The sequence below is a fragment of the Streptomyces sp. NPDC055103 genome (assembly GCF_053607625.1).
In genome coordinates this window covers 1-22,835 of the sequence record NZ_JBSGTX010000019.1, presented here as the reverse complement: position 1 = coordinate 22,835, position 22,835 = coordinate 1, and the positions used below count along the sequence as shown (strand labels likewise).

The 22,835-nt window shown below is 71.4% G+C and carries 15 protein-coding genes; 2 read left to right on the top strand and 13 right to left on the bottom strand.

Annotated elements, in window-relative coordinates; genetic code table 11:
- Positions 1 to 95 precede the first annotated feature (95 nt).
- The 13 genes from ACWFR1_RS14710 to ACWFR1_RS14650 form a co-directional block, all read right to left on the bottom strand.
- On the bottom strand, positions 96 to 1,367 hold the full coding sequence (locus ACWFR1_RS14710) for an ATP-grasp domain-containing protein (RefSeq protein WP_453550674.1): 1,272 nt from the start codon (positions 1,365 to 1,367) through the stop codon (positions 96 to 98).
- A 1-nt stretch (position 1,368) separates the two neighbouring features.
- Positions 1,369 to 2,142: a hypothetical protein gene (locus ACWFR1_RS14705; RefSeq protein ID WP_453550672.1), complete on the bottom strand. Its 774-nt coding sequence runs from the start codon at positions 2,140 to 2,142 to the stop codon at positions 1,369 to 1,371.
- On the bottom strand, positions 2,139 to 4,643 hold the full coding sequence (locus ACWFR1_RS14700) for an ATP-grasp domain-containing protein (RefSeq protein ID WP_453550670.1): 2,505 nt from the start codon (positions 4,641 to 4,643) through the stop codon (positions 2,139 to 2,141). Before ACWFR1_RS14700 ends, ACWFR1_RS14705 begins: the two co-directional genes overlap by 4 nt.
- A gap of 99 nt (positions 4,644 to 4,742) precedes the next feature.
- Entirely contained in the window at positions 4,743 to 6,011 is a 1,269-nt protein-coding gene (locus ACWFR1_RS14695) for an MFS transporter (protein WP_453550668.1), read from the bottom strand.
- Positions 6,008 to 6,955, bottom strand: coding sequence for a PLP-dependent cysteine synthase family protein (locus tag ACWFR1_RS14690; RefSeq protein WP_453550665.1), 948 nt, complete (start codon positions 6,953 to 6,955; stop codon positions 6,008 to 6,010). Before ACWFR1_RS14690 ends, ACWFR1_RS14695 begins: the two co-directional genes overlap by 4 nt.
- Positions 6,956 to 6,970: 15 nt before the next feature.
- A complete protein-coding gene (locus ACWFR1_RS14685; RefSeq protein ID WP_453550662.1) occupies positions 6,971 to 8,176 on the bottom strand; it encodes an ATP-grasp domain-containing protein in 1,206 nt (401 codons plus the stop codon).
- A complete protein-coding gene (locus ACWFR1_RS14680; protein WP_453550660.1) occupies positions 8,173 to 9,423 on the bottom strand; it encodes an MFS transporter in 1,251 nt (416 codons plus the stop codon). Before ACWFR1_RS14680 ends, ACWFR1_RS14685 begins: the two co-directional genes overlap by 4 nt.
- Positions 9,420 to 12,011: an ATP-grasp domain-containing protein gene (locus ACWFR1_RS14675; protein WP_453550657.1), complete on the bottom strand. Its 2,592-nt coding sequence runs from the start codon at positions 12,009 to 12,011 to the stop codon at positions 9,420 to 9,422. Before ACWFR1_RS14675 ends, ACWFR1_RS14680 begins: the two co-directional genes overlap by 4 nt.
- A gap of 83 nt (positions 12,012 to 12,094) precedes the next feature.
- Positions 12,095 to 12,715 carry a mycothiol-dependent nitroreductase Rv2466c family protein gene (locus tag ACWFR1_RS14670; RefSeq protein ID WP_453550654.1) on the bottom strand — a complete coding sequence of 207 codons (621 nt, stop codon included), beginning with the start codon at positions 12,713 to 12,715 and terminating at the stop codon, positions 12,095 to 12,097.
- Positions 12,712 to 14,391 carry a class I adenylate-forming enzyme family protein gene (locus tag ACWFR1_RS14665; protein ID WP_453550651.1) on the bottom strand — a complete coding sequence of 560 codons (1,680 nt, stop codon included), beginning with the start codon at positions 14,389 to 14,391 and terminating at the stop codon, positions 12,712 to 12,714. Before ACWFR1_RS14665 ends, ACWFR1_RS14670 begins: the two co-directional genes overlap by 4 nt.
- A gap of 25 nt (positions 14,392 to 14,416) precedes the next feature.
- Entirely contained in the window at positions 14,417 to 15,292 is an 876-nt protein-coding gene (locus tag ACWFR1_RS14660; RefSeq protein ID WP_453550648.1) for a prephenate dehydrogenase/arogenate dehydrogenase family protein, read from the bottom strand.
- A complete protein-coding gene (gene pabB, locus ACWFR1_RS14655; RefSeq protein WP_453550646.1) occupies positions 15,289 to 17,364 on the bottom strand; it encodes an aminodeoxychorismate synthase component I in 2,076 nt (691 codons plus the stop codon). Before pabB ends, ACWFR1_RS14660 begins: the two co-directional genes overlap by 4 nt.
- A complete protein-coding gene (locus ACWFR1_RS14650) occupies positions 17,361 to 17,660 on the bottom strand; it encodes a chorismate mutase family protein (RefSeq protein WP_453550643.1) in 300 nt (99 codons plus the stop codon). The genes pabB and ACWFR1_RS14650 overlap by 4 nt, the downstream gene beginning before the upstream one ends.
- Positions 17,661 to 18,113: 453 nt before the next feature.
- Between ACWFR1_RS14650 and ACWFR1_RS14645 the strand changes: the two genes are divergently transcribed.
- Positions 18,114 to 21,932 carry an amino acid adenylation domain-containing protein gene (locus ACWFR1_RS14645; protein WP_453550640.1) on the top strand — a complete coding sequence of 1,273 codons (3,819 nt, stop codon included), beginning with the start codon at positions 18,114 to 18,116 and terminating at the stop codon, positions 21,930 to 21,932.
- A 323-nt stretch (positions 21,933 to 22,255) separates the two neighbouring features.
- A complete protein-coding gene (locus tag ACWFR1_RS14640; protein WP_453550638.1) occupies positions 22,256 to 22,480 on the top strand; it encodes a tautomerase family protein in 225 nt (74 codons plus the stop codon).
- Positions 22,481 to 22,835 lie beyond the last annotated feature (355 nt).

Below are 22,835 nucleotides of genomic sequence, written 5' to 3'. Positions count from 1 at the left end.
GGGGTGGTTGGGGCCCTTCCTGGGGGGTTTGTTTTTTGGGTTGGGGGGCCGGGGGGTCCCGCCCCCCGCCCGGGGCCCTGGTGGTGTGGGGGGGCTCATCCCCCCGCCCCGTCTCCCGGCTCCAGAACCAACTCGCCCAGGAACCAACCCTCCAGGACGCGCAGCCGGGCCTCGCACTCGGCCCGGTCCGCGCCCGAGACGAGCGCGGTCAGCAGGAAGTCCGCGGAGAACGCGGCATCCCGCATGGTCTGCCCCGGCTCGACGAACACCTGGAACTTCTCGACCCAGGGGAAGTCCGGCGGCCCCTCCGGAACCCGCACTACCCGTCCAGGACGCTTCATCAGCACCAGCTGCCCCACCATGCGCAGGGGCGTGCGCTTCTCCGCGCCGAGCCACTCGGGCAGCGGCAGACCCAGCTGCGCGCGCACCCAGGCCTCGCTCGGATCCACCTCGAACATGAGGCGGACGATGTCGCGGATCGCGGCGCCGCCGGTGCGGCAGGCTATCTCGCACAGCACCAGCTCGTCGCCCGGCGTGTGGAAGACCTCCGCGTGGAAGGCGAAGTTCTCCGGCCCGCCGAGGGCCGCCAAGGTCCGCTCGGTGAACTCAAGGAGCCGATGGGCCAGCGGGTCGTCCACATCCAGAGTCAGGTCCAGCCGGCCACCGGTGTCGGTGCGGTAGGAGGCCAGCGCGTACTGGTACTGCGAGGGCCAGGCGAACACCGTCCGGCCGTCCACCACAAGACCGTCCACGTGGCACATCCGTCCGTGCACGAAGGCCTCGGCGAGCAGGTTCGGCAGGTGTGGCCCGTACAGGTCGAGACCGTCGGCCAGGTGGGCGTCCAACTCCTCGCGGGAGTCCAGGATGTGCAGTCCCACCGAGCCGGCGCTGTCCATCGGCTTGAGCACCAGTGGGAACCCGTGCCGCTCGGCGAAGCCGATCAGCTCGGTGGCGTTCTCCACCTCCAGGTACGGGGCCACCGCCAGGCCCGCGGCCGCCACCCGGCGTTTCATCAGCGCCTTGTCGCGGTAGGGAAGCACGGTGTCCATCCGCTGGCCGGGCAGGCCCAGCACGTCGCGCAGCTCGGCGGCCCTTTCCAGGTCGCGCTCCTGGCAGGCGACGATGTGGGCGACGCCGTGCTCGCGCGCCCACGCCAGGGCGAGTGTCTCCAGGTCGCCGCCGGTCTCGTACGCGTCCACGGCGGCGGTGCGCCGGTAGACGCCGCCCGAGGGCGGCAACTCCTCGGACACCAGAGCCAGATGCTCGCGGGAGGCGATCAGCATCAGGTCGCCCTCGTAGTCCGCCAGCCACTCGTGGTACGGGGTGCCCGCCAGCGAACCCCGGTGGTGCAACACCAGAACGGTCATCTCAGACCACCTCCGAAGACCGCGGGCCGATCCCGGCCTGGGCCCGTACCAGTTCGCGGGCCGCACCGGCCGCAGGGTCGTAGCGCACCGCGTGCACGAGCCGGCCGCCGTCCGGGCCGGGGACGGTCTCCACCGCGTACGGGTGGCCCGGATCGGCGGGGAGCACACGGGCGAGCGGCGGGTACGCGTCGCGCTGCACCTGGCCGGCGACGGCCGGTTCGACGGTCAGGCTCGGTACCACCGCCGGGTCGGCGGGCAGCAGTCCGCCCGCCACGGCGGCGCGGAGCGCGGTCTCGTCGGCGAGCCGCGCGATCACCGGCCGCTGCGCGCCCCGACGCGGCCGGACCGCCAGCGGGTATCCCCACTGATGCGCCCACCGGTACAGGTCGGCGACCCGTCGCACTTCCTCCCGAGGGGCCGCGGCGATGCCGGCCCGCGTCAGCAGTGCGTGCGCCGCCATCGAGTCGGAGAGGGCCAGCGCGGCATCCCGGGACTGCCCGGGGAGGCCGAGCCGCCGGCGCAGGCCGGCTGCCCGCACCTGGTCCACCGGGGCGAGCGCGACCACCCGCCGGATCACGGTCCGGGTGGCGGCGTCCAGCACAGCCAGCTCGGCCGCGGCGCTGCGGTCGTACCGCTCCACCACCGTGACCCGCGCGAAGCCGGGGTGCGCGGCGGGCCGGCCGGTGACCAGGTGCAGTTGCCGCCCGGAATCGGCGAGCCAGCCGGGGCAGTCGGCCGCGTACCGGCCGTCCGGGTCCAGGATGACGATGGTCATCGGCCCTCGTCCTCGATCCGCACCGTCAGCACGGTGTCCAGCAGGTGCTCGCAGAGCGCGACCGCCGCGTCGGTGTCGCGGGCGGTGACGGCCAGCAGACCGAGCCGGTCCCAGTTGTCCTGGATGGGGCGGATCACCGAGCCGGGCCGGGCCGCCAGGTCGAGGGCGAGCACCGACGGATGTGCGCGCAACTCGTCCACGCCGGTGATCGCGGCGACCCGGCCGGGGCGACCGACGATGCCCCGCACGCAGCCCGCCGAGATCGGCTTCGGACGCTCCGTCAGCGGCTCCACCAGGCCGAACGGCCAGGCCAGCGCGTAGCGGGTCAGGTCGATGCCGTACGCGGCCTCGACCAGGTCCGGGATGTGGTCGCCGCCGAGCCGGTTGTGCCCTTCGATGATCAGCGGGCCGCGCGAGCTGAGCCGCAGCTCGGTGTGGCTGGGGCCGTCGGTGATACCGATCGCGTCGAGGAACTCGGAGACGGCCGCGACGACGCGCTCCTCGTCCGCCGGACTCAGCCGGGCCGGCTGAGCGTGCCCGAGCTCCACGAAGTGCCCGCCGTCGGTCAGCTTCTCGGTGATCGCGACCACGGTGTGGCGGCCGTGGAAGCTGAATCCCTCGATGCTGAACTCGGGTCCGTCGATGTACTGCTCCATCAGGAACTCGGTGACCGCGTACATGGTGGAGCCGCGGTCCATGCCGGTGCGGCGGGCCGCACCGATCCGCTCCCACACCCCGTCCACGTCCTGCGGGCCGGTGACCTTGAACAGGGCGAAGCCGGCGGTCAGGTCCACGGGCTTGACCACGAACGGGTAGCCGTGTGCCGCGCCGAACGCGGCCAGGCCGTCCCGGTCGGTGAGCGGCTCGGCGGCCACCGTGGGGGCACCGACGGAGGCGAGGTGGCGGCGCATGGCCAGTTTGTCGCGCAGCAGCCGAGCCGGTTCGAAGCCGGTGCCGCCGAGGCCGAACAGGTCGTTCACCCGGCCGGCGGGTTCCAGGCCGGGTTCGGTCAGCGACAGTGCGGCGGAGAAGTTCCAGATGGTGTGGGCGGCCCGGGCGAGCGGCTCCAGCACCGACCAGTCGGTGTAGTCGGCGATCAGGGTGACGTCGGCGAGCTCGGCCTGTTCCGGCCGGAACTTCTCCTTGTGCTGGATCAGGACCACGTTCAGCCCCAACTCCTTGGCGATCCGCACCGGTTCGGTGAGGTGTCCGATCAGCAGCAGGGTCCGCTCGGGCCGCATCGGGGCGGCGGGCACCGTGTGTACGGCGTTCAGGACGGGGGAGGCAGCCTCCACCCGCAGCAGCGCCTTCGCCTCGGTGGCCAGCCGTTCGGCCTCCTCGGCGCTCTCGCCGGTCACGATCACATGGCCGTGCCGGGAGCCGGAGTGCCGGGTCTCCGGCAGCACGTCACCCACGGCGAACGGGAACCGGACGTCGTGCACATGGGGGAGTGCGCCGATCTCCGGCAGGCCTTCCAGTCGGGTGATCGCGCCCGGAGGGAGGGCGAAGAACGAGATGGCGGCCGCCCGTTCCGCCGAGGCGGGTTCGGCCTCGCCGCCCACCAGAAGGTCGAAGATCGCGCCCTCGATGTCGAAGCCGGTGGCGTGCCGGATCAGCGCGGGGATGCGGTCGCCGCCGAGCCGGGCCTGCGACTCCACCACACGAGGTCCGTCGGCGGTGAGGATGATCTCGGTGTGCGCCGGGCCGAACCGGTACCCGGCCGCGTCAAGGAGAGCGGTGACCAGCTCGCCGATCGCTCCGGCGTCACCGTCCGGCAGCGACGCGGGGAAGACGTGGCCGGTCTCCACGAACGCCGGGGCGGGCGTCTTGCGCTTCGCGGTGATGCCCACCACCCGGTGGCGGCCGCCACCGGTGAGCGTCTCGACGCTGAACTCCGGGCCCTGGAGGTACTCCTCGACCAGGACCGGACCTCGGTACGAGTACGAGGCCAGCTCCTGTTGCCAGGCATCGAGATCTCCGGGGCCGGCCACCAGGCGCACCGCGGCGCTGCCCTGCAGACGGGTCGGCTTCACCACCGCGGGCAGACCGAAACCGGCCAGCACGTCGGCCACCTCGTCGGGAGTGCCGGCGACCGCGGTGCGCACGGGGGACAGACCGTGCTCGGCGAGCAGTTCGCGCAGCACCGCCTTGTCGTTGAGCCGCCGGAGCGCCTCTGGCGGATTGAGGGCAAGGCCGAGTGCCTCGGCCTCCTCGGCGACGGCCACCATGGTGGCCTCCTCGCCCAGATGCAGGAGACAGCCGACATCATGGGCGAGGGCGGTCTCCCGGACCAGGCGGCGCAGCGCGGGCTCGTCGGAGAAGTCCACCCACAGCATCTCCATGGAGGCCTTCTCGACCCCCTTCAGGTAGGAGGCCGGCTGGAGCGTCGGGTCCCAGATCGACCAGACCTCGAAGCCGAGGGCCACCGCCTTCTCGACGAACTGGGTGTACGGCTGCACCATCAGCAGCCGGTTGTTCGTGGGCGCTGCTCGCTCAGTCACGGCGGGCCATTCCTTTCGTGGCAGGTACGTCGGTGGAGGCCCGGGAGGCGGTCCCAGCCGGGACCGGGCCGTCGGCAGCGGGCAGCGGACCGCGGGGGGTCATGCCTGGGCCTCGGCCTTCGGCTCCTCGGCGGCGGCACGGGCGTCCTGGACCTTGAACAGGTACCGGTACAGCTGAATGGCACCCACGCCGAAGACCGCGTACAACAGGGCCATCACCCACGGGGCGACGACCGCGCCGAGGATCACCGACAGCGAACCGACCATGTAGCCGAGCCGCACGTGCAGTCCGTAGGCGGCCATGTACTTGGTGCGGGAGTCGGCGGGCACCAGGGCGGCCACCAGGGTCTGGTTGACAGGCTGGTTCATCAGCTCGCCGAGAGTGACCACGACGGCCGCAGCGATCATCAGCCAGGCGTTGTCGCCGAGCGCCCAGGCCATGTAGCCGAGCGTGAAGATCACCACACCGGCCACCAGGCGCAGCCGATCGTCCAGGCGCCCGAGCAGCTTGCCCACCCACAGCCCGCAGACGACGACCAGCAGGGTGTTGGTGGCCCGCAGGATGCCCAGCACGTTGACGCCGTCGACGGTCACCTGCCAGGAGCCCAGCGACAGCAGCTGCTGCTCGGGGAAGTCGGAGCCGAGCCGGACCGCGAGGTAGGAGGAGATCTGGACCTCCACACTCCAGACCAGCAGGGCCGCCAGGACGAGCCGCAGGAACACCCGGTCGCGGGCCACCGCGAGATAGCCGATCAGAGCCGGCCGCACCCCGCGGGGGTTCTGTGCGGCCTCGGGCGGCGCGGTCTCGGTCAGCGCCAGGAAGGTCACCAGGAAGATGCCCCCGGTGGCGATCGCGGCGGCGGTCAGCAGGTGGAAGAAGTACCCGTCGTAGAAGAAGCCGCCGACCAGCGAGCCGAGCATGAAGGCGACGTTGATCACCCAGTAGTTGATCGTGTAGACGGCGGTACGGCTCTCCGGGGTGGAGACGTCCACGATCATCGCCTCGTTGGCGGGCAGCGCGATGCCCGCCGTGCACGCGGCGCTCAGGTACAGGATGTAGGTCGCCGGACCCGATTGCAGCAGCGGTGAGTTGACCAGGGCCAGGCCGATGTAGGAGAGGAAGACGCCGATCTCACCGGCCATCAGGACCTTGCGGCGCCCGTACACGTCGGACAGGTGTCCGCCGACCAGGCTGCAGCCCACCGTCGCGACCGCGACGACCAGGGTCATCAGGCCGGCGGTGGCCGCACCGTACATCCGCGAGAAGTGGATGACCATCAGCGGCACCAGCATGATGTCGAAGAACCGCTGGAAGAAGCCGACGCCGATCCTCAGCTTGAGGTTGCGGTGCAGTTCGCGGAAGTTCACTCTCCACCCTCCGTCGGCCACCAGCTCAGATAACGCTCGCCGCTGTCGGGAAGGACGGTGACGACGGTCGCGCCGGACAGGTTTGGCCGACGGGCCAGTTCGCGGCAGGCGTGCGCGGCGGCGCCGGAGGAGACACCGACCAGCATGCCGCTGCCGGCGGCCAGTGCCCGCGTGGTGGCGGCGGCGTCCGCGTCGGAGACCACGATCATCTCGTCGATGCAGTCGATGTCGGTGACGGGGCTGATGAAGCCACCGTTCAGACCGGGGATGCGGTGTGGCCCGGGGGTGCCGCCGGACAGCAGCGGGGAGCCCTCCGGTTCGACCCCGACGACGCGCAACGCCGGGTTGCGCTCGCGCAGGTAGTGGGCGATCCCGGTCAGGGTGCCGCCGGTACCGATGCCGCAGACCAGGACGTCCACCCGCCCGCCGGTGTCGCGCCAGATCTCCGGCCCGGTGGTTTCGTAGTGGGCCCGCACATTGGCCGGATTCTCGTGCTGACGGGCATACCAGGAGCCGGGGATCTCGGCATGCAGCTTCTCGGCGCGTTCGACGCAGCCGAGGAAGCCCAGGGCCGGGTCGGTGAACTCGACCTCGGCGCCGAGCATCCGCAGCGTGAGGACCCGTTCCCTGGAGGCGTTCTCCGGCAGCACGATCAGGCAAGGGTGGCGGCGGGCGGCGGCGAGGGCAGCCAGTGCGATGCCGGTGTTGCCGGAGGTGGACTCGATGACGGTGGCCCCTGGGGCCAGCTCACCGGCGGCCGTCGCGGCCCGGAACATGTACAGGGCGGGACGGTCTTTGACGCTGGACAGCGGGTTCGCCGCCTCCAGCTTGGCCAGGACGGTCACGTCCTGTGGGATGCCGTCCAGGCGCAGGTGCAGCAGAGGGGTGTTGCCGATCAGGTCCTCGAACGAGGCGGCCACCCCCGCGGCCAGTCGATTGGTCATCGGATACCTCAAGGCTCAGTGCTGCTCGGTGGTGATGCTCAGGGTCTCCCGCACGTGCTTTAGCGTGTCCTCCCGCTCGGACGGGGAGGGCGAGTCGACCAGCACGTGACCCATCCGCCGGGCGGATGAGGTCAGCGGCAGGACGGTGTCGCCGGGGCTCTTGCGCAGCCGGACCCGGACCACGGACGGGTGGGCGGTGGTCTCCTCGACGCCCGTGATCGTGGTGATCGTCCCGGGTACGGCGGTCGGGAAGTGGGTGGCCGACCAGGAGACGGGTGAGGTGCGGATCAGCTCGTCGACGGGCAGCGCGAGCGCGAGTCGGACCACCGCTTCGTACAGGTCGAAGCCATAGGCGAGGCCGACCGCGTCGGGCAGGTAGTCACCCGGGGTGCGCACCGCGATCTCCATCAGGGCCGGGCCGCGCCCGTCGACCTTGAACTCCAGGTGCACAAGACCGGTCCGCATGCCGACGGCGCTCAGGGCGCCTCGGGTGAACTCATGGACCAGCGTGGCGAGTTCGTCGTCCTCGAAGCGATGGGCGCAGCGGTGGGTGAGTTCGACGAAGTACGGGGGCGGGGTGGTCTCCTTGGCCGTGACGTTCTCGAACAGCACCTCGCCGTCGCGAACCAGGGCCTCCCAGCTGAACTCCGGTCCCTCGATGGCCTCTTCGACCAGCACCTTGCCCTCGCCGGAGCGGCGGGCGATGACCTCGGCCGCTTCCTCGGCGGTGCGGACCAGCTCCACGCCCTCGCTGCCGGCCCGGGTGAGCGGCTTGACCACCACGGGCAGCCGCTCCAGCATCCAGGCCCGGGCCTCGGCCACGTCCGGCACCAGGAGGTGCTCGGGCTGCCGGACGCCGTGGGCGGCGAAGACGGCGCGCTGCAGTGCCTTGTTGCGGGAGATCACCGCGGCGTGCAGCGACGGGCCGGGCAGGCCGAGCCGCTCCTGCGCCAGCGCGCCGGCCAGCACATGCGGTTCGGCGAACGAGACAAGGCCGTCCGGCACGCGGTCGGCGACGGCCAGGGCGACAGCCGCCGCCCAGTCCTCCTCCTCGTGTCCCTCGACCCGGTAGAAGGACTCGGCGAGGTCGACCGGCCGGCCCTCCCAGCCGGCCGCCGCCTCCACGGCGCGCACGCGCAGGCCGAGCCGGGCCGCCGCCTCCAGGTACGGCCGGCCCATCGTGCCGACGCCGACCACCAACAGATCCTTGGGGGCGCTCACGACGCCACCTCCTTCTCCACGGGATGCGGTGCGACGGTCCGCAGCATGCGGGTGACGGGCGCGACCAGGAGCCCGGCAACGCCGAAGAGCGCCGCCAGGGCGATCCAGCCGGCCGGTCCGGCCGCGATCACCACGGCGGTGATCAGCGCCGGGCCGACGATCCGCTGGCCGGTGTTGCCGAGGCTGAACACCGACAGGTAGACGCCCTTGCTGTCCTCGGGAGCGAACTTGTCACTCAGCTCCCAGCCGCCGACGGCCTGCCACATCTCGCCGAAGGTGAGCAGCACGCAGGCCGCCAGCAGCACCGCCCCTGCCGCGAGCGCCGAGGACGGGGCGTCGGCCAGGGCCAGCGCCAGGCAGCACCCGGTCAGCGCGAACCCGCCGAGGCGCAGCGCGCGTTCGGCACCGCCTTCGTGGTCCACCAGCCGGGAGATCGGCACCTGGAGCACGATCGACATGACGGTGTTGACCAGGATCAGCACCGGTAGGAACCCGGCAGACACATGGGTGGCCTGGATCGCCCACAGTGAGAGCCCGACCGCCAGGATGGTGGTGTGCAGGTTGAGCACCCCGTTGAGGGTGGTCAGCAGCAGATACCGCCAGTCGCGGAACTCGCGCAGCGCGGCGAGCGGGTTCACCTTCCGCTGGACGGTGGCCGTGGTGGCTGTCCGGACCCGGGACAGCATCGCGGCGGACAGCACGAACGCCGCGGCGGTGCCGAGCACGATGCCCCGGTACGTCCAGACCCGGTCGGCGGCCAGCAGCGGAGCGGCCAGCAGCGCGCCCAAGGAGAATCCGACGTTGCGCACCGTGCGGACGATCGCCATGGTGCGGGTGCGGTCGGTGCCCTCGGTGGTGGCAGAGGCGACCGCCTGGGTCATCGGCTGGGTGGCGGCCTCCGCCGCCGCCAGGCAGCAGGAGACCACCGTGAAGCTCACCATGCCCTGGGCGAAGGCCAGCGCGACGAACCCGCCGGCCCGCCACAACTGGAGCGCGACCAGGGTCGGCTTGGCGCCGAACCGGTCGGCGAGCGCGCCGATGGGCACCGTGGTGAGGAAGCCGACCACCCCGGACAGCGCCAGGCCCAGACCGACCTGAGCGGTCGTCAGGCCCACGGAGCGGACGAAGAAGACGGCCGAGCCGGCCAGGTACAGGCCGGTGCCGATGGCGTTGATCAGCGAGGTGATGGCGAACGAGCGCCCCGCCGGGGTGGCGGGTATGTATTCCTTGGGAGAGGGCAGCCTCATCGCTCACCCCCGGTGGTCCGCACCTTGATCAGGGACAGCGCGTGCTCGGCCCGGCGGCCCGCCTCGGCGGCGTCCGCGCCGGTCGCGATGACCAGACCGCCCCGCTCCCAGGAACTGGTGGCGGTGTGGACGGTGGTGCCGGGGGCGATCGACAGGTGCAGTTCGGTGACGCCCGGCGCGACCTGCGCCGCATCGGCGCCGGTGACGGACTCCACCAGGCCCGGACGGGCGATCAGGAACCGTACGGCGGAAGCGCGCTGTGCGGGCAGCGGGCCGACGGGGCCGGTGCCGGTCAGCACCTGCAGCAGGTTGCGCAGGATATCGGTCTCGTAGGTCAGGTCGATCAGTACGGTGATGCCGCCGCCCGGGAGCCGGCCGGCGCACTCCACCAGGTGCGGGGTGCCGTCGACCAGGATCCACTCGGAGTGCAGTACGCCGGAGCGGAAGCCGACCGCGCGAGCCAGCCGGGCCACCGACTCGCGCAGCGCGTCCGCGAGGGACGGCGGCAGGTCGGCGGGGACGGTGTGGCCGGTCTCCACCGGATGGCCGTTGTCCTGCACCAGCTTGGCGGTGATGTTGGTGAAGCCGATCTCGCCGTCGTGGACCACGGCCTCGACGCTCACCTCGGGGCCGCGCAGCCGCTCCTCCACCAGGAACCGGGCGGTGTCCTCGTAGTGGGCACGCAGCGCCGGCTCGTCCGCGGCGGTGGTCTGTGCCCAGGCCGTGGTGACGTCGTCCCCGGGGCCGAGCAGCCGCACGCCCAGGCTGGCCTGGCGATTGGCCGGCTTCAGCACGCACTCCCCGCCGTGCGCGGCGCGGAAGTCGGCGACCTGCTCGGCCCGCTCGACCACGGCCCAGTCGGGCTGGGCGATACCGCCGTCGGCTGCGGTCGCGGCAGCGCGGAGCAGGCTCTTGTCGCGCAGCACCCGGGCCGCCTCCGGGCCCGCACCGGGCAGGCCCCAGGCCTCGGCGAGCGTGGCGGCGACCACCACGCCGTACTCCACCACGGGGACCACGGCGCGGACGCCCGCCGGGCGGGGAACCGCCTCGACCACCCGGTGCGGGTCGGCCTCGTCCTGGCTGGGTGCCTGGAACAGGGCCGCGACACAGCGGTGCCGTTCGGCGAGCGCGGTGATGCCGCGGGCGTCGATGACGGCCGGCTCCTCCAGAACCAGCACCGAGTCGGCCGGCAGCTGCTCGTCGAGCTTGGCCAGCATGACGGGGCTGTAGCCGACCAGGACGTGCGTCACGGTGTCCGGCACCGTCGGGACGGTGCGGATGGTGACGGCGCGCCGCACCCGCCTTTCCAGCAGGTCCAGTTCGGCGACGGTGGGCGCGTCGATGAAGAAGGAGACGGCCCGGTCCTCGGAGCTGCGCAGCGGGCCAAGCGCGGTGCCGCGGTCGTGGTGCACCAGGACCGCGCGCAGGGTCGGCGGGTCGGCGGGCGAGGCCGGCCCGACGGCCGGCCACAGGCCGCCCTCGCCGACCCACACCGGCTCCACGTCGAAGCCCCGCACCCCGACATCGGCCAGCACCCCGGGCACGTGCTCCAGGTAGACCTGCCGGGCGACCCGGGTGGGCTTCGGGTACGAGGCCGGCTCACCGAGCGCGATCCGCACGATCTCCGGTTCCAGCGGCGCACCGGTGGCCAGCTCGTACAGGATGCACAGCCCGTCGCCGGGGGTACGGGCGGCGACCTCCATCAGGTACGCTCGGCCGTCGGCGGCGATCCGCCACTCGGCGTGGGCGACGCCGTCCTGGAAGCCGAGTGCTTCCAGCATCCGCCGGTTGGCGTCCAGCAGCACCGGGTCCGCCTCCGGCCGGTCGCTGGGCACGGTGTGCGAGAGCTCGACGAAGGTCTGGGCGTAAGAGTCGGTCGTGGCCTTGCGGGTGGCCGAGGCGAAGATGACCCGGCCGTCCTGCACCAGGCTCTCCACGGAGTACTCCTGGCCCTCGATCTTCTCCTCGACGAGGACGGTCTCGTGCTCGGGGTAGGACCGCAGCAGGGCCGCCAGGGTGTTCTGGGCTGCCACCGTCTCCACGCCCGAACTCGAGTGCCGCCCGGCGGGCTTGACCACCGCCGGGAAGGGGACGGCGGTCGGGTCGAAGGCCCCCCTGCCGTCGGGTGGGACGGTCACGGACACCGGGCTGAACTCCGGCAGGTACCAGCGCTGCAGGTACTTGCTGCGGCACGCCCGGGTGGCCCGCAGACCCGGGGTACGCAGCCCCAGCGCGTCGGCGATCAGGCCAGTCGGCTCGACCTGGGTCTCGCCGACCGCGTAGGCGCCGACGATGCGGTAGTGGTCACGCCACCGCTTGGCGGCCGAGACGACTCCGGGCAGGTACGAGTTCTCGCGGCTCACATCGCCGTCGACGAAAGCGACCTCGTCGATCACGTACGCGGGGTGGTCGGGGTCCTTGGCGGCGGCCAGCGCGTCCTCGCGCCAGTAGGAGGGGGTGATCAGCAGGATCTTCAGGCCGCGGCGGGCCAGTTCCGCCAGGTAGAGCGGCGCCCGGCAGACCACCAGGAACGACCCGGTGAGTACGAAGGCGTCCGGCCGCTGCCCGGGAGCCGTCTGTATGTCCATCAGTGTGTATCCGTCCATTCGCATGAGTGCGAACCGCTCCTCGGTCAGGAGCGGTTCGCACAGGGGGTCCGCGCAGCGGCGGGTCAGCCGAAGTCGAGCTTCCCGGTGCGGGTGCGCTTGAGCTCGAAGAACCCCGGGTAGCCGGCCAGCGCGCGGGCACCGTCGAAGATGCGTGCCGCCTCCTCACCGCGGGGGATCGAGTTCAGCACGGGCCCGAAGAAGGCCACCCCGTCGATGTGGATGGTCGGGGTGCCGACGTCCTCGCCGACCGGGTCCATGCCCTCGTGGTGGCTCTTGCGCAGGGCCTCGTCGTACGCGTCGCTGTCCGCGGCGGCGAGCAGCTCCGCCGGCAGGCCGACCTCGGCGAGGGCCTGGGCGGCCACGGCCGGGAAGTCCTTGTCGCCACCGTTGTGGATGCGGGTGCCCATGGCCTCGTACAGCGCCGGGAGTACCTGTTCGCCGTGCTGCTCCGCCGCGGCGACGCAGATCCGGGTGAGGGCCAGCGAACGGTCCACCAGATCGCGGTACCAGTCCGGCAGTTCACGGTCCTCGTTGAGCACGTAGAGGCTCATCACCCGGAACCTGAGGTCCAGGTCCCGAAGTCGCTCGACCTCGACGATCCACCTGGAGGTGATCCAGGCGAAGGGACAAGCCGGGTCGAAGTAGAAGTCGACCTTCGCTGTCCGGGTGGTGCTGGTGGTCACGCGGCGTCTCCGGTGGTGGTGGCTGCGGCGAAGGACTTGCCCTGCGCCGACTGACGGTACTCCGACAAGGCAGCGTACTTCTCGCGGAGCTGACGCTTCAGGACCTTTCCGGTAACTCCCACCGGGAAGTCCGCCTCCGAGGTGGCGATCTCCAGGAATCCCAGCTCCGGGTGGCCGGCGGCGCGCAGCGCCTCGTTCGCGCTGAGCAGCAGCTTCTCCGGCTCCGCGGACTCGGTGGTGGTGACCACCGCGACGGGCACGACGGTGTCGCCGTCCCGGCCGGCCACCACCGCGACATCCTCGACGTCGGGCACCTGGAGGAGCACGACCTCCTCCATGAAGACCGAGTAGCCGGTCCCGTGGGTGGTGTTGATGGTGTCCGCCGCCCGGTCCACCAGGTAGAAGTCGCCGTTCCCGTCCCGGTAGGCCATGTCGCCGGGCATCCAGTAGCCGGACCTCTTGAAGGAGTACGTCGTGGCCGAGTCGCCCCAGTAGCCGGGCGTCACCGCCGGGCCCCGGGCGGCCAGGTATCCGACCTCGTCGGCGTCGGCGATCGAGCCGTTGTTGCGCAGGATGACCACCTCGGCGACGCCCACAGGCTTGCCGGCGCACCGGTTGCTCGGCTTGTTGTCCAGGGTGTGGACCTGGAGCAGGCAGCCCCAGCCGAGCTCGGTCGTCCCCAGGCGGTCGAAGAACGCCGACGGCGGCAGGTCGCTGCTGCGGTTCGACAGGACCTTGTCGATGTGCGCGCGGTGCACAGCGTCACCGATCGACACCCACACCTGCACCGAATCGAGCTGACCGGGCGTCAGCTTGGCGGAGGCCAGCTCGGCGTAGCCGTGCGAGAAGGACATCACCGAGGTCGGCCGGTACTTCTCCACGGCCGCGGCCAGCTCGTCGCCCTTGCGGTCGCTCAGTGCCACGATCGGGGTGCCGCCGAGCAGCGCGTACGTGGTGTACGCGACGCAGCCCAGGTGGGACTGCGGCAGCGCGGTCATCATCAGCGCGCCGGGCGTCTCGGTGTGGTCCACCAGCCGGAACTTGGGGCCGGCCACGATGGTGCTGTGGGTGTGGATGGTCGGCTTGGGGCGGCCGGTGGTACCGGAGGAGTGCAGGATCACCACCGGGTCGTCCGCGTGGTGGTTCCAGTAGTCACCCTCGGCGAGATTCGCGGCCGGCGGTGCGGGCAGCTCCTCGACCGAGCGGGTCCAGACGATGCTCGGAAGCTGGGCGGTGTCGAGCATCGCGAGCCGCTCCCGGTCCGCGTACAGGCCCACGGGGGCGGTCTGCTCCATCAGCGAGTGCGCGATCGACCCGGGGGCGTTGCTGTTGATCAGCACGGCGATCGCGCCGATCTGCGCGATCGCGTGGTAGTGCACCGAGTACGCGAAGGAGTCCTCGAACCAGACCGCGACACGGTCGCCCCGCTGCACGCCCTGGGCCAGGTAGTACGCCGACCAGCTCTGCGCCAGTGCGTCGATGTCGTTCAGGCTGAGGTCGTGGGTCTGCTCGCCCGAGGTGGTGGTGATCGCCCGGTAGGAGTGGACGAACGGCAGCTCGGGGTGCGGGTTGGCGGCGATGGCCGACCGCAGCAGGTTGCCACCGCCCACAGTGAGATCGGCGGCCAGCTGCTCACGCTGGTTCGGCGTCAGGACGGTCGCGGCGAACGTTGCCATGAGATGCATCTTCCTTGTCAGAACTTCAGAGTGACGTGAACATCCGCGCGCACAGGTCGCGGTAGTGAGGGGCGTGCTCGCCCAGATGGTCCTGGAGCTGCCCGAGGACGGCGGCGAACTCCGGTTCGGAGCCGCGCTCCACCAGATCGGCGACCCGGCGCACGCCCTCCGCGAGTTCCTTGCGCACCGCCGCGGCCTCCGGATTGGCGGCCTGGACGTCCCAGTAGACGGCCGGCGCGCCTCCGCTGATCCGGGCCAGCAGGGCGAGCAACGCGTTGTGCGGAGGCGGGGCGATCTCGCGGATCCTCCCCAGATCGGGGCCGAGCCGGGTCAGGGCCAGCCCGAAGCCGAGCACGGCGGCGTGGGTGAGTGCCTGAGAGGCGCCGGCCAGCCGGTCGTGCTCGGCCGCGTCCAGCCGCACCACCCGGGCGCCCCAGCTGCCGACCAGCTCCAGCAGGCCGCCGACCTGCGGCCCGTCGTTGACCACGACGGCGGCCACCGGGCGGCCCTCGAAGCCGAGGGCCGGGGCGAACATCGGGTTCAGGCCGACCGCCTGCACGGCCGGGGCGTGGGCCCGGACGGCCGCGGTGATCGGCTGCTTGACCGACAGCGTGTCCACAAGCAGCGCGTCCGGCCGCAGCACCCCGGCCAGGCCGGGGACGGCCGACAGGGCGACGGCGTCCGGTACCGCGAGCACCACCAGGTCGGCGTGGCCGAGGTCGGCCTCGAGCCTGGGGCCGAGGTCGGTGACGTCCCCGCGCACGTAGTGGGTGCCCGTCGGTTCCGCGCCGGGCCCGACGGTGTCGATCACCGCCACTCGGGCACCACCGGCCAGGAGCCGCTCGGCGAACAGCCTGCCCACCGCGCCGGCGCCGCCGACCACCACGCAGCGCCGGATCACGAGTGGCTCCCGGTGGGCTCCAGCGCGGTGGCGAGGACGGCGGAGACCACGGCGCGCGACTTCACTGCCGTCTCCGTGTACTCCTCCTCGGGGTCCGACAGAGCGATGATCGCTCCGCCGACACCGAAGCTGAGCCGGTCCCCGGTCGCCACCAGGGTGCGGATCACGATGTTCAGGTCGGCCGCGCCGCTCAGCGCGAACCATCCGATCGAGCCGGAGTAGACGCCGCGAGCACCTTCCTCCAGCCGGTCGATGATCTCCATCGTGCGCAGCTTGGGAGCACCCGTCATCGACCCGCCAGGGAACGCCGCCCGCACGCAGGACACCGCCGACTCCCCGGGCCGCAGGGTCCCGCGGATGGTGGAGACCAGCTGGTGCACGGGCGCGTAGGTCTCGACGCGGAACAGCGCCGGCACGTGCACCGAGCCGATTTCGCAGACCACGTTCAGGTCGTTGCGGATCAGATCGACGATCATCAGGTTCTCGGCGCGGTCCTTCTCCTGGGAGAGGAGGTCGTCGCGCAGCGCCGTGTCCTCGGCGAGGGTGGCCCCGCGCGGGCGCGTGCCCTTGATCGGCTTGGACTCGGCGACCCGGTCGGTGCCGATGGTCAGGAACCGCTCCGGCGAGGCGCTCAGTACCGCCACGCCGGGGAAGTCCAGCAGCGCTCCGTACGGCACCGGTGAGATCTTCCGCAGATGCGCGAACGTGCGCAGCGGATCGATGGTGGCCTTCAGCGCGACCGTGTTGGTCAGGCACACCTCGTAGGTCTCGCCGTTGCGGATCTCCTCCAGGCTCTCGGCGATCCGGTCGAGGTAGGCCTGCTTGTCGTGCCGCAGCTCGACGAACGGCTCGGCTTCCGGGTCGGTCATGCCGACACCTCGGAAGCCCACCGCCTCGGCGCGCGGCGCTCCGGCGGCTGCGGGCAGCGCCAGCACGGCGGCCTCGGCGCGGTCGAGCCAGGCGACGGCCGCGGCGTGCTCCTCGCCCTCGGACAGTGCCAGCAGGTAGGCCGCGCCTTCGGCGTGGTCGAGCGCGAGCATCCGGTCGGCGAACAGCACGGCGGCGTCCGGGGTCTCCGCCTTGTGCGCGGCCCGGGCGCCCGCCTCGGCCTTCAACTCGTAGCCCAGGTAGCCGACATAGCCGAGGTTGAAGTCGAACGGCAGGCCGTCCGGCCGGGGGACGGCTCGGACCCGCAGCTGTTCCTGCAGGTAGTCGAAGAAGCCCTGCTGGACGAGTTCGCCGCTGTCGTCGGGGCGGCCGGGCCGGGTGATCCGGATGGTGCCGTCCTGGACCTGGCAGGTCACGTACTCGGCCAACGGGCCGGAGCCGTCGCCGAGGAAGCTGAACCGGGACAGCCCCTCGATGACGCTGCTGCTGTCCAGCCAGAACGCGGTGTCGTGGTCGGCGAACAGCTTGCGATAGGCGGCCTCGGCCTCCGGCTCGACCTCCAGCCGGCGTACGTGCACCGTGTAGCGGGGCTCGCGCCGTCGTTCGGCGTGGTGAGCCATCGCCAGATCGCGGAAGTTGGCGAGCAGTTCGTGGCCGTACTCGCTGCTGATGGATTCCGGGTGGAACTGGACGCCCCAGATAGGCCGGGTCCGGTGACGCACGCCCATCACCACGCCGTCCGCGGTCCAGGCGAGAGCTTCCAGCTCGTCGGGCAGATGGCCGGCCGCGAGCGAGTGGTACCGGACCACGTCGTAGGGGCTGGGCAGGCCTGCGAAGATGTCCGTGCCGTTGTGGTGCACCGGGCAGACCCGGCCGTGCATCGGCTCCGGCGCGTGGACGACCTCGCCGCCGAACAGGTGGCAGATGCCCTGGTGGCCGAGGCAGACGCCGAGCACCGGCAGACCGCTCTCCAGGATCGCGCGCCGGCTGATGCCGAAGTCCCGCTCCCGGTCGGGCCGGCCCGGCCCGGGAGAGATCACGATCGCGTCGAAGTCCTCGAAGCGCAGCTCGGAGAAGTCGGAGCCGTTCTTCATCACCACCGGCGGGCGGCCGGTGGTCTCGCCGAGCAGCTGGTACAGGTTGTAGGTGAAGGAGTCGTAGTTGTCGATCAGCAGGGTCCTCACGGCGCACTCCCGATGACCAGGTCCTCCACCCGGCAGGTTTCCTCGATGATCAGGTCGTAGAGCCGCTGCAGGAAGTCCTGGCTGATCCCGTGTTCCTCGCCGAACCGGGCGGCGCGCTCCTGGACGATCCTGATCCGGTGCGGCTGCATCATGCGGACATCGTTATCGCGCTTGTAGTGCGCGATTTCCACACAGGTCTCGATGCGGGCGCGCAGTTCCTCGAGAAAACGCAAGTCAATGCTGTCGAGTTTCACCCGAAGCATTTCGAGTCCATTATCGGCCGGGTTGTCCGGCATGGGATTCCCTCCCCTGTTCGGCGCCCTTCCCGGAAGCTCCGGAAATACCTCTGTCGGCGCCTTGCTGACGGCCACGACTCTGCCCGCCCGCCTGTCGCCGTGGCCATGACCGCGATGGTTCGGATCGACGCAGTGCGTGAAACTCCGGGGTTCATAGGTGGCAAAAATGAACAAAATGCCCACGCTGTGGAGGGCTAGGAGGGCGATCTGGGGTGGATCGGCACGCTGAACCGGCTGGGAGGTGCCGCTGCCGAGCAGCGGCCCAGGTGCTTTCTCGCTGCATTTACCGCGATGTGTCCCGACATGCCTGGGTGGGCAATCGGACATCCGCAGCAGGGGTCCCTTGCCAAAAACCGCGTGATGAACTCATAGTTCGGTCCGTTCGGCGAATAGAGGATCCATTCGGACGGGGGCGTTGTGGAAATCCTGACCACGGGGGACAGGGAGGCTTCGGTGCGAGCAGCGGACGGAGCGCCAAGCCTCGTCGACCTGCTTTCGGCGCAGGCCCGTATCCGTCCCGACGAAATAGCCGTGGAGTACCGGGACGAGTCCCTCACCTTTTCGGAACTCACCGGACAGGCCACGGAGCTGGCGGTATCTCTGGCGGGCCTCGGGCTGCGGCGCGACGACTGCGTCGGTGTCTTCCTCGAGCCGTCCACCGCCCTGCCCGTAGCCGTCTGGGGCGTCCTGTTCGCCGGCGCCGCCTACCTCCCCCTGTCACCGGACTATCCGGACGAGCGGATCCGCGCCATGGCCGAGGACTCGCGCGCCACGGTGCTGCTCACCGAGGAGCCACTCCGGGCCCGGCTCGCCGCGCTCGCGCCGCCCGGCACCACCATCCTCACCCCGGCAGACACCGCCACCGGCCACCGTGCCGCCGGGGACGACGCGCCCGACGCCCCGGCGCCGGACAGCCTGGCCTACGTCATCTACACCTCGGGCAGCACCGGCCGGCCCAAGGGTGTGATGGTCGAGCACCGCAGCATCGCGCACCAGATGCGCTGGCTGGGCCGGACGTACGGACTGGGCCCGTCCACCACCGTCCTGCAGAAGACGCCGATGAGCTTCGACGCCGCCCAGTGGGAGGTCCTGGCGCCGTGCCTCGGCAGCCGGATCGTGCTCGCGGCGCCCGGCGCGTACCGGGACCCGGACGCCCTGGTCGACACCGTCGTCCGGCACGGCGTGACCGTACTGCAGTGCGTCCCGACCCTGCTCCAGGCACTCCTCGACTCCGACCGGCTGCCCGAGTGCGACTCGCTGACCCAGGTGTTCTGCGGCGGGGAGGCGTTGCCACGGCGACTCGCGCAACGCTTCATGGAGACCCTGCAGAAGTGCGAACTCGTCAACCTCTACGGGCCCACCGAGTGCACCATCAACGCCGCCACCTGCGCCGTGGACCCGTCGGCGGTCGCCGACGGCCCGGCCGGCGTCCCGATCGGAGCCCCGGTGGACGGCCTGGCCTTCCACGTACTGGACGAGCGGATGACGCCGGTCGCCCCCGACGCGGTCGGTGAGCTGTACATCAGCGGCGTGCAGGTCGCCCGAGGCTACCTGCACCGCCTCGACCTGACGGCTGAGCGCTTCCTGCCCAACCCGTTCTCAGACGACCCGGCGCACGCTGTGCTGTACCGCACCGGCGACCTGGTCCGCCGGGAGGACGGCGGCTACCGTTTCGACGGCCGGGTGGACCGGCAGGTGAAGCTGCGCGGCTACCGGGTGGAACTGGACGAGATCCGGCTCGCCATCGAGGCCCACGACTGGGTCAGGAACGCCGCCGTGCTGGTCAAGGACGATCCCGCGAGCGGCTACCAGAACCTGGTGGCCTGCATCGAGCTCAGCCCCCGCGAGGCTGCCCTGATGGACCAGGGCAACCATGACCGGCACCACATCTCCAAGGCCGGCCGGTTCCAGGTGCGCGCCCAGCTCTCCGACGGCGGTTGCCGTGACATCGAGGACCTGGCCGACCGCCGACGGGTCGACCTGCCCGGCCGCACCCCTACCGCCGAGCAGTGCCGCCGGGTGTTCGCCCGCAAGACCTACCGCTTCTACGAGGGCGGCGACACCCGCCCGGAGGACCTGCTCGCCCTGCTGGCAGCCCGAACCGCCGGCGCCGCCCCGCGGCGCCCCGAGCGCCTGAATGCGGACGAACTCGGTGCCATCCTGCGCTACTTCGGTCAATTCACCAGCGAGGAGCGATTGCTGCCCAAGTACGGCTACGCCTCGCCCGGTTCGCTGTACGCCACCCAGCTGTACCTGGAGATCGGCGGCCCGGACGGCTGCGCCGGCCTGGCACCCGGTCACTGGTACTACCACCCCGTGCACCACCGGCTGTACCTGGTCGAGGCCGGGGACGGACGGGGGAGCGAGCCCGGGATCCGGTTCCACTTCGCCGGCCGACGGCGGGCGATCGAGCCGGTGTACCACAACAACGTCCAGGAGGTCCTGGAGATCGAGGCCGGCCACATGGTCGGCCTGCTGGAGGAGGTGCTCCCCGCCCACGGTCTGGACGTGGTCGTGGCCCCGTACACCCCTGAGGTGATGCGCCGCCTGCACTGCTCCGAGGAGGACCACTACCTGGGCGCCTTCGACCTGGTTCCGTTCCGCGCGGACCGCCCGGACGTCCCGGTGGACGTGTACGTGCAGGTCCACCCCGGCCGGGTCCCCGGCCTGATGGCCGGTCAGTACCGTTATGCCGACGGGGAGCTGGAACGGATCGCGGACGAGCTCGTGCTCAAGCGGCACGTGATCGCCATCAACCAGCAGGTGTACGAGCGCGCCGCGTTCGGCATCACGGTGGTCAGCCCGGAGCCGGAGGGCCCGCGCTCCTACCTGGACCTGGGACGGAAGCTCCAGCAGCTGCAGATGAACGGCGCCGGCTTCGGGTTCATGTCCTCCGGCTACAGCTCCAAGACCGGCCACGACCTGCCCGCCGCCAAGCGGATGGCGGCCGTGCTGCGGGCGGGCGGGTGGCCGACCGGACCCTCGTACTTCTTCGTCGGGGGCCGGGTCAGCGCCGAGCAGCTCGCACACCGGGGCATGTACGAGGACAGCGTGCACATGCAGGGGCCGACCGAGATGATCAGAGCCGACCTGGTGGAGCTTCTGCCCGACTACATGGTGCCCAACCGGCTGGTGGTCATGGACCGGCTGCCGCTGACCGCCAACGGGAAGGTCGACCTCCGGGCGCTGGAGGCGTCGCCGGAGACGGACTTCGGGGCCGCGGACCGGCCCTTCGTCGCACCGCGGACCACCACCGAGCGGATGGTCCGCGAGCTGTGGCAGGCCGGGACGGGGCAGCAGGCCGCTTCGGTGCGGGACGACTTCTTCGAGTGCGGTGGCAACTCACTGATCGCGGTCGGACTGGTGAACCGGATCAACCGGGCTTTCGGCTGTGCGCTGCCCCTGCAGGTGCTGTTCGAATCCCCGACCATCGCAGAGCTGGCCCGGCAGGTGGACGGGCGGCGCGGTACCTCCTCCCGACTGGTGCCGCTGGGCGCCGCCCGCTCGGGCCGGCCGGTGTACTGCTGGCCGGGTCTCGGCGGCTACCCGATGAACCTGCGGACGCTGGCCCGGCGGCTGGACGCCGACCGCCCGTTCCTCGGCATCCAGGCCCATGGCGTCAACGCGGGAGAGGAGCCGTACGCCACCATCGCGGAGATGGCGGCGCAGGACGTGCGGGCCATCACCGAAGTCCAGCCGGACGGCCCGTACACGCTGTGCGGCTACTCCTTCGGCGCGCGTGTGGCCTTCGAGACCGCCCACCTGCTGGAGCGGGACGGCCGCCGGGTGGACCGGCTGCTACTGATCGCCCCCGGCTCGCCGAAGCTCCGCACGGTGGGCAGCGGCCGCGCCTCGTACACCGACCCGGCCTACCTGACCCTCCTGTTCTCGGTCTTCGCCGGCACCGTCACGGGACCGGCACTGGAGGAGTGCCTACGAGTCACCACCGACGAGGAGAGCTTCGTCTCCCACCTGGTCGAGCGATTCGACGGCCTGGACAGGGAGCTGGTCAGCCGGATCACCGCGGTGGTCAGGCAGACCTACGAGTTCACCTACACCTTCGCCGAGCTGCGGAGCAGGCGGATCCAGGCCCCCGTGACGGTCCTGAAGGCCGACGGCGACGACTACTCGTTCCTCGACGGCAGCACCGGCTGGTCGGCCGCCGAGCCCCAGATCCTCGAACTCGCCGCCGACCACTACGGCATCCTGCGCGAACCCGGCGTGGACGAACTGGCCCGCCTGATCACCCCCCGCCTCGGCACCACCGGGTGACCGGCCGTCGTCCCGTGCCATGCTCCGAGAGGATTCCAGATGACCGAGCCGGTCGGCCTGCGCGACCGGGGTGAAACACCCTCGTGGTGCGCAGCGCGCATACGGCGGACCGACCCAGCAGCGGGCAGGCTCGAGCAGGGGCCGCAAATGTGCAGCGGCCCCTCTGCCCGTTTCTTCAGGTAGCAGTCCAGAGCCGGGGAGATCGTCCTCGACGGCGACGAACGCGACGCCGAGGAAAGACTCCCTGTCAGCCACACACGGCAGTCCACGATCAGCCAACGCCCGGTCCCGCCGGACCGCCTCATCCTCACGGGGAGTTCACCATGCCGCACGTCAACATCAAGTACTTCGCGACTCCGGTCGGCGAGGAGCAGTCGGCCCGGCTGGTCGCCACGATCACGGCGGCACTGACGGAGAACCTGGGCTGCACCGAGGACGCCGTTTCGATCGCCCTGGAGCCCGTGGACCCGGCCGAGTGGAACGAGCGCGTCTACCACCCGGAGGTGGTGGAGCGGCGCGAACTGCTCCACAAGCTGCCGAACTACTGACGACGTCGTGCTCGGTGAGTCGTCGGGTCTCGCATGGTCGATCGCGGCCGGGCATGGGGAATGGGTCTCGTGCAGTGATCACCGGCAACCTCCGGATCACGGCTTGTGGCCGATGCGATCGCTGAACTGAGCGCCTACGTAGGGCCGTTGCCGCATAAGCATCACCAGGCCGAGCCGGCCTCTCGGCCGCGGAAGCGGGCGGTGTGCTTCACGCCACGTCGGTGCGGACAGGCACTCTTCGCAGCAGAGCCGTACGCCCTGTCCGCGCGGCACGAGGTGCACCAGGGGGTCACCGCCGCGGTCGGTGCCGCGGAGGTCCCTCCGCGCGGGTCGGGGGCGGGCAGCTGTGCTGCCC